Annotated in this window: 10 protein-coding genes and 2 pseudogenes; 7 read left to right on the top strand and 5 right to left on the bottom strand. The window is 62.9% G+C overall.

The features are described 5' to 3' along the window. The first annotated feature begins 55 nt into the window (after positions 1-55). Positions 56-1,318 carry a hypothetical protein gene (locus HOP03_16235; GenBank protein NOT89707.1) on the top strand — a complete coding sequence of 421 codons (1,263 nt, stop codon included), beginning with the start codon at positions 56-58 and terminating at the stop codon, positions 1,316-1,318. A 405-nt stretch (positions 1,319-1,723) separates the two neighbouring features. Here the strand turns inward: HOP03_16235 and HOP03_16240 are convergent, their stop codons facing one another. The 3 genes from HOP03_16240 to HOP03_16250 all read right to left on the bottom strand — a co-directional run bounded on the left by HOP03_16240 (position 1,724) and on the right by HOP03_16250 (position 3,355). Further along, a complete protein-coding gene (locus HOP03_16240) occupies positions 1,724-2,443 on the bottom strand; it encodes a thioesterase (protein NOT89708.1) in 720 nt (239 codons plus the stop codon). A 119-nt stretch (positions 2,444-2,562) separates the two neighbouring features. Next, a complete protein-coding gene (locus HOP03_16245) occupies positions 2,563-3,009 on the bottom strand; it encodes a hypothetical protein (protein ID NOT89709.1) in 447 nt (148 codons plus the stop codon). Positions 3,010-3,013: 4 nt separating this feature from the next. After that, complete coding sequence (locus HOP03_16250; GenBank protein NOT89710.1) at positions 3,014-3,355, bottom strand: 4a-hydroxytetrahydrobiopterin dehydratase; 342 nt, start codon at positions 3,353-3,355, stop codon at positions 3,014-3,016. A gap of 100 nt (positions 3,356-3,455) precedes the next feature. On the opposite strand from HOP03_16250, the gene HOP03_16255 reads away from it, so the two are divergent. After that, a complete protein-coding gene (locus HOP03_16255; protein ID NOT89711.1) occupies positions 3,456-4,049 on the top strand; it encodes an NfuA family Fe-S biogenesis protein in 594 nt (197 codons plus the stop codon). A 133-nt stretch (positions 4,050-4,182) separates the two neighbouring features. Then, a complete protein-coding gene (locus tag HOP03_16260; protein NOT89712.1) occupies positions 4,183-5,736 on the top strand; it encodes a hypothetical protein in 1,554 nt (517 codons plus the stop codon). Positions 5,737-5,803: 67 nt separating this feature from the next. Here the strand turns inward: HOP03_16260 and HOP03_16265 are convergent, their stop codons facing one another. Then, entirely contained in the window at positions 5,804-6,253 is a 450-nt protein-coding gene (locus HOP03_16265; GenBank protein NOT89713.1) for a c-type cytochrome, read from the bottom strand. Between the two features lie 11 nt (positions 6,254-6,264). Next, on the bottom strand, positions 6,265-6,618 hold the full coding sequence (locus tag HOP03_16270; protein ID NOT89714.1) for a cytochrome c: 354 nt from the start codon (positions 6,616-6,618) through the stop codon (positions 6,265-6,267). A gap of 315 nt (positions 6,619-6,933) precedes the next feature. Between HOP03_16270 and HOP03_16275 the strand changes: the two genes are divergently transcribed. The 4 genes and pseudogenes from HOP03_16275 to HOP03_16290 all read left to right on the top strand — a co-directional run bounded on the left by HOP03_16275 (position 6,934) and on the right by HOP03_16290 (position 14,925). Beyond that, positions 6,934-8,082: an efflux RND transporter periplasmic adaptor subunit gene (locus HOP03_16275; protein ID NOT89715.1), complete on the top strand. Its 1,149-nt coding sequence runs from the start codon at positions 6,934-6,936 to the stop codon at positions 8,080-8,082. 97 nt (positions 8,083-8,179) lie between these two features. After that, positions 8,180-9,760: pseudogene (locus tag HOP03_16280) on the top strand (efflux RND transporter permease subunit). A 255-nt stretch (positions 9,761-10,015) separates the two neighbouring features. After that, a pseudogene (locus HOP03_16285) lies at positions 10,016-11,821 on the top strand (efflux RND transporter permease subunit). Further along, positions 11,818-14,925 carry an efflux RND transporter permease subunit gene (locus HOP03_16290; protein NOT89716.1) on the top strand — a complete coding sequence of 1,036 codons (3,108 nt, stop codon included), beginning with the start codon at positions 11,818-11,820 and terminating at the stop codon, positions 14,923-14,925. Before HOP03_16285 ends, HOP03_16290 begins: the two are co-directional and overlap by 4 nt. Positions 14,926-14,944 lie beyond the last annotated feature (19 nt).

Below are 14,944 nucleotides of genomic sequence, written 5' to 3' on the forward strand. Positions count from 1 at the left end.
TCTGTAAATGCAACAGTTGTCAGGCGACAAGGTGACAATGCCCAAGAGGACAATCATGGAAGAGCATATGCATTCTGAAGAACAGCTGTTTACTGTCGATCTGGGAGGCAACGGCGGCATGCTGGAGCCATACGGCTGCCTAGAGCTCCAGGCCTGGTTGAACAAAGAGATCGAATATTGGCGGGCGTTCGGAATGCCCGGCTTTCACGACTTTCCCGGCTATCTGGGTGGAATTTCCGAGAAGATTGGTGGCTTGCGTGAGGCATCTCATTTGTCCATGCGCCTCGCTGAACTTGGAAGAGAATCGAAGCTCAGTCGCGATATTCCCGGAGAGCAAAAAGATATCAGGCGAATCCAGTCGCTGATCGGTCAGATTTACCTGCTCGATGCGGACAAAGCGGACAAAAAACCTTTGCCGCACAGCTCGAGCGCCATAGCCAAAGCGATCGACCACATTCGGGAGCAGTATGGAATGGATGCGGCCCGTTACTTCGCGGCATTGCAAGTGCCATCGGATCGCAGTCCTCCTCACCCTAAATCGATCGAAGAATGGTACGGCGTGTTTGCGGGACTGATGTTCATCGATGCGAAGTCTGCGGTCGCAGACCTGAGTATCGGTGCGAATCAGCTCGCCTTCGATGCGCTTCGCGGCGACATGTCACGGCTGTTCGAAGGCAATACACAACGTCTTGTGCAGATGGAGCATGATCATCGGGTTTGGGCCGGACGAGGCGAGGTGCTCGTTGATAAAATCAATACGGCATTCGAGTCGTCCCAAGCGATGCGCGAGCAGCAATACGGCGCATTGATTTTAGCCCATGAAGAGAAAATGACGCATATCCGGGAGATATTCCGCAACGAGTCCGCGTTGCACGCACCGGCTGAGTATTGGAGTGTGAAAGCGTTGATGCATCGTCGTGCGACCAAGTTTCTCGGGGCGCTGTCATTCGTCGCGATCTTCGCTTCCGCATGGTTCGTAGGCACCAATGTGCACGACATTCTTAGCAATACGAAGAGCGGTGAACTTCCCGAGACTTGGCGGCTCGGTCTTTTGGCCGTGCTGGGCGTATTCTCGGTGTGGGCGGTTCGGTTGGTGGTACGGATGTTCCTGAGTCATCTTCATCTGGCTGGAGATGCAGAAGAACGTGTCGTCATGCTGAAGACCTATCTGTCTTTGTTACAGGATGGAAAAACCGATTCTGCTGAAGATCGCCATCTGATTTTGCAGGCGCTCTTCCGCCCTGCTACGGACGGTATCGTCAAAGACGAAGGTGTGCCGACGTCAGTGTTTGAATTGTTGACCCGGAATTCGAAATAGGTGAAGCACTTTTCTGTTGAGAACATGGTCGAGAACGGACCTGGACTCTCGTTCCACGGTGCGCTCCCGGTTGCTGCAGGCCGACTTGTCGGATGTCGCTGGCGAAGGGATGCAGGGGCCGTGGAAATCATGCACATGCACATGAATCGGCATTTTTATACCAAGCTGCCGACAGTGGTGTGTCGAGCCAAAGTAGCCACTGGCGAACCATTTTTCCTTCGCTCGCAGCTTGCGTCGATGCATTGAGCAGTTGCGAAGACTCCGTCCATGAGGGGTCTTCGGAGGCCATGTGCGACGCGAATGGCCGACTCGTAGGCGAGCTCATTTGCGCTTTCCTTGAATCTGGGCTTGTTACTCCCGGTGTGGTCGTTATTCGCAAGTGCCTTTGACAGGTTCGGATTGTGGTTAAACCACCGGAATCGCTCCAACTCCGCCTGTTGATCCGTGCAACTCCGCACCGATCATCGTCAGCAGTTCGGCCTCGTGCGTGAGATGGAAAAGATGCCCGGCTTCGATCGGCAGCAGGCGGACATCGGCGCTGCTTTTCGTCCGCCAACCGTCCATGTCCGCAGGGTCGACCATCCGGTCGTCGTTGCCATAATAGACGACGATGGGGCGATCCAGCGGCGCCCGCTCACGGTAAGCGTAGGTTTCGACCAGCGAAAAATCCCCACGCAGCATCGGCAACAGCATGGCCATCAATTCAGGCGAATCGATGATCGATTGCGACATGTTGCCATAGCGGCCCAGTCCCTTCACCAGATCGGCATCGGCGAGTGCGTGGAGTTGCGGATGCGGGGATTTTCGGTCCGGCGAGCGGGTGGCGCCGATCAGCAGCCGCTCCGGCTGGCGCAGCCCCATTTCGCGCAGGCGGTGGGTCAGCTCGAATGCGATCAGGCCGCCGAGGCTGTGGCCGTAGAACACGAATGGACGGTCCAACCGTGTTGAAATCTGTCCGGCAAGCGCGTCGATCAGTGGCGCCATCGACGTATACGCCGACTCGACGATCCGCGATTCGCGGCCCGGCAGGCGTGTCGCCAGCACATGCGCGCCGGGCAGGGCTTTGTTCCATTTGCCGAAGACGCTGGCGCCTCCGCCGGCATGGGCGAAAGCGAACAAGCGCACCGGTGCATCGGATCCTTGTCCGAAGTCTGTGAACCAGATGGGGGCGGTAGAGGACATGAGCGATGGGCTTCCGGTGCGGGTGCGATGCTTCCTGCTGGTCACTGCAAGGGCGAGTGGATCTAGCGGCGCGCTTCGCGGTGCGCAAGCATCCTCGCATACAGCGCCAAAGCCAACCCCGCGAAGCCGGCAAACAGCCAGCCCCAGGGGATGTCGCCTGTTTCGCCGTCGACACGCACGTGTTGCGGATCGCCTTCGACGTAGCGCACCGGGATGCGCTCACCTTCGGCCAGTCGCCGGGCCTCGTCGCCCGAGACATGCTTCGCCGGCACCGCGACTTCGCCGCTGGCGGTGACGTACTTCACATTGATGGTGCGGGCCTGGTAATTGCCGTCGCGGGCGATCAGCCATTTCGGCGGATCGGTGGCGACCATCAGTGCATCGTGTCCCTTGAACCGGAACATCGCATTCTCGTAAAGCGTCATTCCGCCCATCATGAAACCGGTGCCGGAGAGAATGAACAACAGCGCTATGAACGTGTATTTGCCGGTCGGACCCTGCATGCTCATTCCATCAATGGATCAGTGCGTCGGCTTTCGCCGCGCAGATGAAGTCGTTTTCGCTGAGGCCGCCGACATCGTGGGTCGAGAAGCGTACTTCGCAGCGATCGAAGTGCACGCCGAGGTCGGGGTGGTGGTCCTCGCGGTGGGCGATATGCACCAGCGCATTGACGAACGACATCGTGCGGTAGTAATCCGGGAAGGTGTAGGTCTTCACAAGCGCATGCCCGTTCTCGGCCAGTGTCCAGCCGGGCAGTTGCGGCATCAGCTCGGCGATCTGGGCGGGCGGCAGGCGATGCTCATGGCCCCGACGCGGGATGCAGTGGGCCTGGGCCAGTGGAATGAGGTCGGACACGGCAAAACTCCTGGGTGGGATCGGGCCAAGCTGAACGCTGTTCCGCCAGCGTAACGAAAGGCCGACGAGCACGAGCGGATGGGGCCGCTAGAATAGCCCGATGATCCAGATTTCCGAATCCGCCCAGTCGCATTTCCGCCGTTTGATCGAACGCGAGGCCCTGCCGGGGCTTGGCGTACGCTTGAGCGCCATGCATCCCGGCACGCCGCGTGCGGACGTGCGTCTTGAGTTCGCCGAGCCTCATGACCTGCAGGGCGACGAATGGGCGGTGGATTGCGAGGGTTTCACGCTGTGGTTGGATGCAGGCAGCGTGCAGTATCTCGATGGTGCCGAGATCGATTACACGACGCAGGCCACCGGCGGGCAGTTGCAGATCCGGGCGCCGAAGATCAAGGGTGAGGTGCCCACCGAATCGGCATCGCTGGTGGAACGCGTGCGCTGGCTGGTCGAACACGAGATCAATCCGCAACTCGCCCAGCACAAAGGGCATGTTTCGGTCCAGGAAATCACCGCCGATGGCGTGGTCCTGCTCAACTTCGGCGGTGGTTGCCACGGCTGTGGGATGGCCGATGTGACTTTGAAGCAGGGGATCGAGAAAACCCTGATGGAGAAAGTGCCGGGCGTGACCGCAGTACGCGACGCGACCGACCACGCCAGCGGAACGGCACCCTACATCGCGCGTTCGTCGAACTGACCGGCTGCGCCGCGTGTTTTCCGCCGCGGAACTGATCGAGACCCTTCACGCTCGTGACGGGCGTCGTTGGCCATTGCATACGGATCGTCCGTTCGGCACGTTTCCGCCGACCTGGCGGGCCTGGTTCCTGGCGATGAACGAGCGCCCCGGTGCCGTCATGGGCGCACCGGTGGTCGATTACCTCAATGTTCTGCTGACCAGAGCTCCGGGCAGAGCGCCTGCTGCGAGCGTCGAACTGGGCCGTTGGAAGGCGTTCGCGAGTCTTGCCCGTCAGCAATGGGATCCGGCGCCGCGCGATCAGCGTGGCGTTCGGCGCATCGCCGTCGTGACTTCGGGCCTGCTGCACCTGTTCTTCGCGCTGATGCTGCTTTGGGTGGGCTACGTGGCGATCGGCGACGCCCCGCCAGAGGCGCGCGAAGCGGGCGAATCGGTACAGGTCGAATACATCGGGACAGGCACACCCGCCGAGACGGGTGCTGCACCGGCGCCCGGCGAGACGGATGCGCCTGCTGCGGCAAGTGCGGGGGCGCCATCACGGACGGCCGCCGCCTCGCCGCCGCCGACAGCCTCCTCGTCCGCCCGGCAGGAAAACAGCAACGATCAACCACCGCAGCCAGCACAGGCGGTCAGCGCCCAATCCCTGGTGGTGACCGAAACCGCCCAGCCCGATATCGATTTCACCCTGCCGGCGCCGGTTCCGCGCGATCTGTCGCTGCCGCAGCTGGAGATTGCGACTCCGGAACTGACCACCGAGATCGCCAAGGTCGAAACCTTCGAGCCACGTCCTTCGGTGCGTGTGCTCGAACGTCCGACGCCACAGTCGCCCACGCCGACCGTGCCCACGCTGCGTACTGGAATCGCGGAGATCGAAGTGCGGCAGCCGCTGCCGCAAGTCGAGGTGCGCGCATTGCCGCAGACGCCAGTACGCGCGCCGCAATTGCGCGAGCCCACGCTGCGGGCCACACCGAGTGAAATCCAGGTGCGGGCCCGCCCGGCGCCGACGGCCGCGCCAACCGCTGCGGCTTCGCCGACGCCTGCGCCTTCTGCGCCGGCAAACACCGCAGCAGCGGGGCGTTCGCCATCCACGGCCACGGCAAGCGTTCCAGCGGCGGGTGGTAGACCGCAGGCGCAGGGCACCGGGCGTCCGGCCAGCGTCGCGCCGTCGGGTGCGGGGCCATCGCCATCGCCGCGCCCGGGCACTGCCGCCAGCCCGACCCGCAGCGATGACTGGGGCGACTCCAATCGCAATGTACCCGGCAACAGTACCGCCGGCCGCAATCCGGGCCTGTTCAACAGCGATGGCACCGTCCGCCTGCCCGGCGATGGCGGTCGCGCGGGCGGCGGGTTGCCGCCGGGTACGGTCATCGAGGACTTCGAGAAGATCGATCGCATGGGCACATGGCTGAAGCGCCCGCCATTCGACTACACGCCCACGCGTTTCGACCGTTTCTGGGTGCCCAACCGTTCGCTGCTGGAAGAATGGGTGAGCCGCGGGATCAAGAAAGTGGCGATCCGGATCCCTGGCACCACCAAGCGGATCGAATGCACGGTGTCGCTGCTGCAGGCGGGTGGCGGCTGCTCGCTCTACGACCCCAACCTGCAGGATCAGGAAGCCATCGCGCGTCCACCGCCGGATGTGCCGTTCAAACCGGAGCTTCAGGAAGACAAGGACAGCCTGAAAAAATAATCGCGTGCCTACGTAAAAGGGAGCCTCTCGGCTCCCTTTCGATTTGGAACGCACGGCTTCAACGTGGTCAGCGGTTGTGCAGATCGCCCAGCGGACCTGCCTGCGAAGCGAAGTATGCGGCGAGGTCGGCGATCCCCTGATCGTCGAGCTTGCCGGCCTCGGCCGCACCCTTGATCTGGACGGACATCAACGCATGGTCACGACCACCGTCGCGATACTGCTGGATCGTATGGAAGAGGTAGTCCTGGTATTGACCGGCAAGGACCGGATAGGTCGCATCGATCGGTTTGGCACCACCAGCGCCGTGGCAGTCGACACACGCCTGGCCGGTCGTGCTCAATGTCTTGTCGACCGCGATCAGTGCGCCGCGGGCCCCGTCGCCATCGTAGGCACCGATATGTTTGTGTGCAGCCTCGTGGGCCTCGCCTCCTGCCGCCGGTGCTTCGGTTTTCGAGCAGGCAGCAAGGACAAGGCCGATGGCCAGGGTTAAGGCGATCGCAAGGGGGCGTTTCGTCATGCGGGCGGCGCTCACTTCTTCAGACTCGAAAGGTAGGCGGCAATGTCGGCGATGTCCTGCTCGGAAAAGCTCTGCCCCTGCGCCTGCATGGTCGGGTGCTTGCGTCCACCCTGCTTGTAGGCGGTCAGCGCATTGACCAGATACTCGGGCGTCTGCCCGGTGATTTTCGGGACCTGGTAGTTCGGGTAGGCATTCTTGTAGCCGGTGACGCCGTGGCAACCCTGACAGGTGTAGGTCAGTTGCTTGCCTCTCTCGGGAGAGCCGGTAGCGGGAGTCTGCGCATGCGCTGCGAGCGAGGCGAAGAGAAAAAGGCAGCCGGCGAGCAGCGGAAAACGATTCGGCGATCGGATCATGTCTGGCGTCATGTCAGGGCAGTGGTGTCGGGCTTGACTACGGATCGGGGCACAGGCTTCGCACTGCTTGGCATGTCGTTTGAGGTCCACACCGAGCACCGTCGCGAGCGTGCAATCCGAACAGTATAGCGTGCGCCCAAAGCGTGTCATGTCCTTTGTCGCGGTCTCGCCCGGGACGGGCGGTCGGCCGGGCATCATGGTGCGCGCCGCCGATGCCGTTGGACTCGCGCGCATGACACGGGTCACCATGACCTCTGGCCGATGCTGGTCGCTGAAGGGTGATATACCTTGATACAACACCTCACAACCATCCCGACGATGCCCACAATGCCTGCTGATCCCTCATCGCGTCCACCGGTCAGCAAGATCGCCCATGCCCGTGTTTTCGGCATTGCGATCCTGGTCAGCTGCCTGGCCCTGACGGCCTGTAAATCCGGCGCTGACGGCGATGCCGACAAAGCCAAAGCCGAGGCGGAGGAGAAGAAGGCCCAGGACGCCGTACCTGTGGAAGTAGCCCGAGTCTCGCGCCGGGCGATCGCCGCCAGTTACACCGGCACCGCGCCTCTGGAAGCCCGGGGCGAGTCGCAGGTCGTCGCCAAGACATCCGGCGTCGCGCTGCAGGTGCTGGTCGAAGTGGGCCAGCAGGTGCGGGCGGGGCAGGTGCTGATCCGGCTCGACTCCGACCGTGCCGCACTGCAGGCGGCGCAGAGCGCGGCGCAGATGCGCAAGCTCGAGGCCAACTACCACCGTTCGCTGCAACTGTCGAAGCAGCAGCTCGTCAGCGCCAACGATCTCGATCAGCTCAAGTTCGACCTCGAGAACGCGCGTGCGGTGAACCGGCTCGCGAATCTCGAAATGTCCTACGCCAACGTGACCGCGCCGATTTCAGGTGTGATCGCCGAGCGTTCGATCAAGGCCGGCAACTTCGTCCAGATCAACACGCCGATTTTCCGCATCGTCGACACCTCGCGACTGGAAGCGACGCTCAATGTCCCCGAGCGCGAATTGGCCACGCTCAAGGCCGGTTTGCCCGTGCAACTCCAGGTCGATGCCTTGCCCGGGCGCCCGTTCCAGGGTCGCGTCGATCGCGTCGCGCCGGTGATCGATTCCGGCAGCGGTACGTTCCGGGTGATCTGCGCGTTCGAAAGCGGCGGCTTGCTGCAGCCGGGCATGTTCGGCCGGATCAAGATCGACTACGACCAACGCGCCGATGCGCTGGTCGTGCCGCGCGTCGCGCTGCTCGACGATGAGGGCGACCCGGCGGTATTTGCGGTGAAGAGCGGCAAGGCCGCGCGCGTGCCGGTCAAACTGGGCTATATCGACGGGCAATGGGCGGAAATCCGTTCGGGATTGGCCGAAGGCGCCCAGGTCGTGGTCGCGGGCAAGACCGCGCTGCGCGACGGCACGTTGGTCCAGGTGCTCGGCGCGCCCGGCGCGAAGCCGGCGGTCGCAGCAACTGCGGCAAAGCAGAACTGAGCCTGGGGGCCACGTGAGCAAGGACAACGCAGTGCACGGCTCGACGGGCCCGTTCAATCTTGTCGAGTTCTCGACCCGGCGTCGCGTCACCATTGCGATGATGACCATCACGCTGGTGCTGTTCGGCGTGATCGCGCTCGGAGACCTCAAAGTCAACCTGTTGCCGGACTTGAGCTATCCGACGCTCACGGTACGCACCGAATACACCGGCGCGGCGCCCTCCGAAATCGAAACCCTGATCAGCGAGCCGGTGGAAGAAGCCGTGGGCGTGGTCAAGGGGCTGCGCAAGCTGAAGTCGGTCTCGCGGACCGGCCAGAGCGATGTCGTGCTCGAGTTCGCATGGGGCACCGACATGGACCAGGCCAGCCTGGAAGTGCGCGACAAGATGGAAGTCGTGCAGTTGCCGCTGGAAGCCAAAAAGCCCGTGCTGCTGCGCTTCAATCCGTCGACCGAGCCGATCCTGCGCCTCGCGCTGTCGCCGAAGGTCGCTGGGGACGAGGCCGATGCGATCCGTCGGTTGACCGATCTGCGTCGTTACGCAGACGATGATCTGAAGAAGAAACTCGAACCGGTCGACGGCGTGGCGGCGGTCAAGGTCGGCGGCGGCCTGGAGGACGAGATCCAGGTCGATATCGACCAGCAGAGACTCGCCCAGCTCAACCTGCCGATCGCGACGGTCGTGAGTCGCCTGCAGCAGGAAAACATCAATATCTCCGGCGGTCGCCTTGAAGAAGGCTCCCAGCGTTATCTTGTGCGAACCGTCAACCAGTTCGCCAGCGTCGCCGAAATGCGCGAGATGCTGGTTACCACGCAGTCCGGCGGCAACAGCGCAGCCGACAGCGCGGCGCAGCAGATGGCCCGCGTCGCCGCCGCCAGCGGCGATGCGGCCTCGATGGCCGCCGCTGCATCGGTGCAGAGTTCGAGTTCCGGATCGTCTTCGGCAGTGGCCGGCGGCATGCCGGTGCGGTTGAAGGATGTCGCCGATGTGCGTCAGGGCTACAAGGAGCGCGAAGCGATCATCCGTCTGGCCGGCAAGGAAGCGGTCGAACTGGCGATCTACAAGGAAGGCGACGCCAACACCGTCGCCACCGCCGACGCGATCGCCGCGCAGCTCAAGCGGATCGAGGACCAGATCCCCGACGATGTCGAGCTGACGACCATCGACGACCAGTCGCAGTTCATCCGCAATGCGATCAGCGACGTCAAGAAGGATGCGGTGATCGGCGGCCTGCTCGCGATCCTCATCATCTTCCTGTTCCTGCGCGACGGCTGGAGCACGTTCGTGATCTCGCTGTCGTTGCCGGTCTCGATCATCGCGACCTTCTTCTTCATGGGCCAGTTCGACCTCAGCCTCAATGTGATGTCGCTGGGAGGATTGGCGTTGGCGACCGGTCTGGTGGTCGACGACTCGATCGTGGTGCTTGAAAGCATCGCCAAGGCGCGGGAGCGCGGCCTCGGCATTCTCGAAGCCTCGATCCAGGGCACCCGCGAAGTCAGCATGGCGGTCGTCGCGTCGACCCTGACCACGATCGCGGTGTTCCTGCCGCTGGTGTTCGTACAGGGCATCGCCGGCCAGTTGTTCCGGGACCAGGCACTGACCGTCGCGATCGCGATTGCCATCTCGCTGGTGGTGTCGATGACGTTGATTCCGATGCTCAGCGCACTGAAAGGGCGCCCGGCATCGGGTTATGCCGACGAGCCGGCGCATCCGCAAAACGAGGAGATCGCGGCTGCGCATCGCGATGTCCTATCGCTGGTGAAGCTACCGCTCGGGCTGCAGATGCCCGTGGCCATCCGTTGGTTGTTGACCATCGCAGCCTTTCCGATCATGTTCCTGCTCGGCAGTCTGCTGTCGGTCAGGAATATGAATTTGTTGTTCGTTTGGCCGCTCGGATTGACATGGTCCGCTGCAGCAAGATGGATGTTGTGGCTTGTTCTGTTGGCTCTCAGGATTGTCGTCTTCCCGATGTGGATGATCTTTCTGTTCTTGTCCTTGTATGGCGCGCCGATTTGTTATGGGCTGGCGCGATTCGTGATTGCGGCCTGGCGTCTCGCGTCCAAGATTGTCGGGCCGGTCATGCGCAAGCTCAGCGATCTGGCGATGGCGCCGTACTCGCGCGCCGAACGCGGCTATCTGCGCCTGCTGCCCGCAGCGCTGACCCGGCCGGCGCTGGTGCTGTCCGCAGCGGCCATCGCGTTCGCCGGGACGCTGGCGCTGGTGCCGATGCTGGGCGCGGACCTGATTCCGCAGTTGGCCCAGGACCGTTTCGAAATGACGGTCAAACTGCCGCCCGGCACGCCGCTGCGCGCGACCGACGCATTGGTCCGCGATTTGCAGCTCAAGCACAGCAAGGACGATGGTATCCGCACGATGTTCGGCGTCAGCGGCAGCGGCACGCGGCTGGACGCCAACCCGACCGAGAGCGGCGAGAACATCGGCAAGCTGACGGTGGTGATGGCCGATGGCGGCAGCAAGGACATCGAAGCGGCGCAAACCGATCGCCTGCGCAAGACGATGGAGGAGACTCCGGAAGCCCAGGTCGATTTCGCCCGCCCCGAGCTGTTCAGTTTTTCGACGCCGCTGGAGATCGAATTGCGCGGACAGGATCTGGCGTCGATCGAACGCGCGGGCCAGCAGATGGCGGCGATGTTGCGCGCCAATCCGCACTATGCCGACGTCAAGTCGACGGTGGAGCAGGGCTTCCCGGAGATCCAGATCCGCTTCGACCAGGATCGCGCCGGTGCGCTCGGCCTCAGCACGCGACAGATCGCCGACGCGGTGGTGCAGAAAGTGCGCGGTGAAGTGGCCACGCGTTACAGTTTTCGCGATCGCAAGATCGACGTGCTGGTACGCGCCCGGGAATCGGATCGGTCATCGCTGGAAGACATCAAGCGTCTCATCGTCAATCCGGGCAGCGATCGCCCGGTGACCCTCGACGCGGTGGCCGAAGTGGTCGCCACCACCGGCCCCAGCGAGATCCATCGCGCCGATCAGGTGCGCGTGGCGATCGTGTCGTCCAACCTGCGCGATATCGACCTCGGCGCCGCGGTTCGCGAAGTCGATCAGATGGTCGCGGCGAAGCCACTGGATGCGGACGTGCGCATGCACATCGGCGGCCAGGGCGAAGAGCTGAAAGAGTCGATCAATTCGCTGATCTTCGCTTTCGCACTGGCGGTGTTTCTCGTCTACCTGGTGATGGCCTCCCAGTTCGAATCGTTGCTGCATCCGTTCGTCATCCTGTTCACCATCCCGCTGGCGATGGTCGGCGCGGTGCTGGCCTTGTTGCTGACCGGTTCAACCGTTTCGGTCGTGGTGTTCATCGGTCTGATCCTGCTGGTCGGTCTGGTGACCAAGAACGCGATCATCCTGATCGACAAGGTCAACCAGTTGCGCGAGGAAGGCGTCGCCAAGCGCGATGCGCTGGTCGAGGGCGCACGCTCGCGCCTGCGCCCGATCATCATGACCACGCTGTGCACGCTGTTCGGCTTCCTGCCGCTGGCGCTGGCCTTCGGCGAAGGTGCGGAAGTGCGCTCGCCGATGGCGATCACGGTGATCGGTGGCCTGCTGGTGTCGACGCTGCTGACGCTGGTGGTGATTCCGGTGGTCTACGATCTGCTCGATCGCCGGACCGACGGTTACTACCTCGAACGTGGCCGCCGTGCGCGTCGCGAGGCGCTGGAAGCAGCCGATGCCATCGATCATGAGGCCGGTACGGTTCCGGGCGAGGGCACGGCATGAGCATCGCGGAACTCAGCATCCGTCGACCGGTCACGGCAGTGATGCTGTTCGTGTCGCTGTTCGTGATCGGCCTGATCGCCGCACTGAGGCTGCCGCTGGAGGCGTTTCCGGAAGTGTCGCCGCCTTTCATCTTCGTGCAGATGCCGTATTCCGGCTCGACGCCGGAGGAGGTCGAGCGCACGGTGCTGCGTCCGGTCGAAGAAGCGATTTCGACGATGTCCGGCGTCAAACGCATGGATTCGTCGGCGCGTGCCGACGGAGCCAATGTGTTCCTGCAATTCTCGGACTGGGACCGGGATGTGGCGATCGCCGCGTCCGAGGCGCGCGAGCGGATCGACGCGATCCGCGACGACCTGCCGGACGATCTGCAGCGCTATTTCGTGATGAAATTTTCGACCACCGATCAGCCCGTGCTGCGGGTGCGCCTGGCGGCGCAGAGCGATCTGACCGGCGCCTACGACATGATCGAGCGCGAGTTCAAGCGCAGGCTCGAACGCATTCCCGGTGTCGCACGCGTCGAGATTTCAGGGGCGCCACCGAACGAAGTGGAGATCGCCGTCGACCCGGACCGGCTCACTGCGCACGGCGTCGGTATCAATGACCTGAACATGCGTCTGCAGGCGGTCAATTTCTCCGTTTCCGCAGGGCAGATCAATGACGGTGGCCAACGCATGCGCGTGCAGCCGGTCGGAGAGCTCGGCGATCTCGATCAACTGCGCAACCTGGTGGTCGACGGAAAGGGCACGCGCCTGCGCGACATCGCCGATGTCCGCTTCAAACCGTCGCGGATGAACTACGGCCGCCGTCTCGACGGCAGGCCCGCAGTCGGCATCGACGTGTTCAAGGAGCGCAACGCCAACCTCGTCGAGGTGTCGCGCAACGCGCTCAACGAAGTGGAGAACATCCGCAAGGAGCCGGCGCTGCAGGATGTGCAGATCAAGGTCATCGACAACCAGGGCGACAATGTCACCACGTCTCTGCTTGAACTGGCCGAAGCCGGCCTGATCGGATTGCTGCTGTCGATCGCCGTGCTGTACTTTTTCCTGCGGCACTGGGCATCGACCCTGATGGTCACGTTGGCGATCCCGATCTGCTTCGTGATCACCCTCGGCTTCATGTATTTCTCCGGAGTCACGCTCAACATCCTGTCGATGATGGGGCTGCTGCTGGCGATCGGCATGCTGGTCGACAATGCGGTCGTGGTGGTCGAGAGCATCTATCAGGAGCGCGAAAAGAATCCCGGCAATCCGCGCCTCGCATCGATTCTGGGCACGCGGCACGTCGCCATCGCGCTTTCGGCCGGCACGCTCTGCCATTGCATCGTTTTCCTGCCGAATCTGTTCGGCGAAAGCAATTTCATCAGCATCTACATGTCGCAGATCGCGATCACCATTTCCGTCTCGCTGCTGGCCTCCTGGCTGGTCGCGGTGAGCCTGATCCCGATGGCATCGGCGCGGATGAAGACGCCTCCGGTGGTGCGCAGCGCGAGCGGCATCATTCCGCGCCTGCAGCACCGCTATGCGCAGCTGTTGCGTTGGTCGCTGGAGCATCGCGGCAAGAGCATCCTCGGCATCGTGCTGATCATCCTCGTCAGCCTGATTCCGATGAAGATGACAAAGGTCAACATGTTCGGCGGCGATGAGGGCGGCGAGGCCAATGTCTACTATCAGTTCAAGGGCAGCTTCACCAAGGAACAGATGTCGGACGAAGTGCTCACGGTCGAGAATTTCCTCAACGCCAACCGCAAGCGTTTCCACATCGAACAGTTGTACTCGTGGTACAGCGAGGATGGTGGTGCATCGACCAAGATCACGTTCGACACGGAAAAGGCCGAACGGCTCAAACCATTGATCGATACCCTGAGCAAGGAGCTGCCGAAATCCGCGCGCGCGACGATCGGGATCGGCAACAACGACGGTCCGGGCGGTGGTGGTGGCGGTCCCAACGCGGAGAGTCTGCAGGTGCGTCTGGTCGGCGATTCGACCCAGGCGTTGCGCGAGCTCGCGGATGACGTGATTCCGATTCTCGCCAGGACTCCGGGGTTGCGCGACGTACGCATCGATTCCGGCGACCAGAACAGTGAATTGTCGATGCGCGTCGACCGCGAGCGGGCGGCGGCTTTCGGCTTCAGTGCGGAGGACGTTTCGCGCTTCGTCGGTCTTGCCCTGCGTGGCGCCCCGCTGCGCGAATTCAAGCGCGGCGAGAACGAAGTGCCCGTATGGGTACGCTTCGCCGGGGCCGAGAAGTACGGCGTCGCCGATGTTGCGGCCTTCACGGTGCGCTCGCCGGATGGCCGGATGGTTCCGCTGCTGGCGATGGTCGATGTCACCGTGAAGCCTGCCGCCACCGAGATCACGCGCGCCAACCGGCAGACCGCATTGACGATCCAGGCGAACCTGGTCGATAAAGTGACGCCGGAGGAAGCACGCAAGTCCATCGAAGAAACGTTGAAGAAAATCTCGTTTCCGGCGGGCTACAGCTTCACCTTCGATCAGAGCAACGGCTTCGACGACGGCGAAGCGATGCAGCAGATGATGTTCAACCTGATCATCGCACTGGTGATGATCTATGTGGTGATGGCGGCGGTCTTCGAGTCTCTGATGTTTCCGGCAGCCATCATGTCCGGCGTGCTGTTTTCGGTGTTCGGCGTGTTCTGGTTGTTCTGGCTGACCGGCACGGAGTTCAACATCATGGCCTTCATCGGCATCCTGGTGCTGATGGGCGTGGTGGTGAACAACGGGATCGTGATGATCGAGCACATCAACAACCTGCGACGACGCGGCATGTCGCGCACCGATGCGCTGGTCGAAGGCAGTCGCGAGCGCCTGCGCCCGATCCTGATGACGATGGGCACGGCGATCCTGGCGATGGTGCCGATCGCGATGGGCAACACGCAGATGGGCGGCGACGGACCGTCGTACTTCCCGATGGCCCGCGCCATCGCCGGAGGCCTGGCGTTCTCGACGATCGTCAGTCTGCTGTTCCTGCCGACCATCTACGCGATTCTCGACGATATGCGCGCCGCCACCGCGCGCACGATCCTGCGGGCGAAGGGCAAGCAGGGCGTGCCGGCAGCGGCGGTTGTCGCGATCAACGCCGAATGATGATCCGCGAGGCTGGGCC

It is taken from the genome of Lysobacter sp., from assembly GCA_013141175.1.
GTDB lineage: Bacteria > Pseudomonadota > Gammaproteobacteria > Xanthomonadales > Xanthomonadaceae > Lysobacter_I.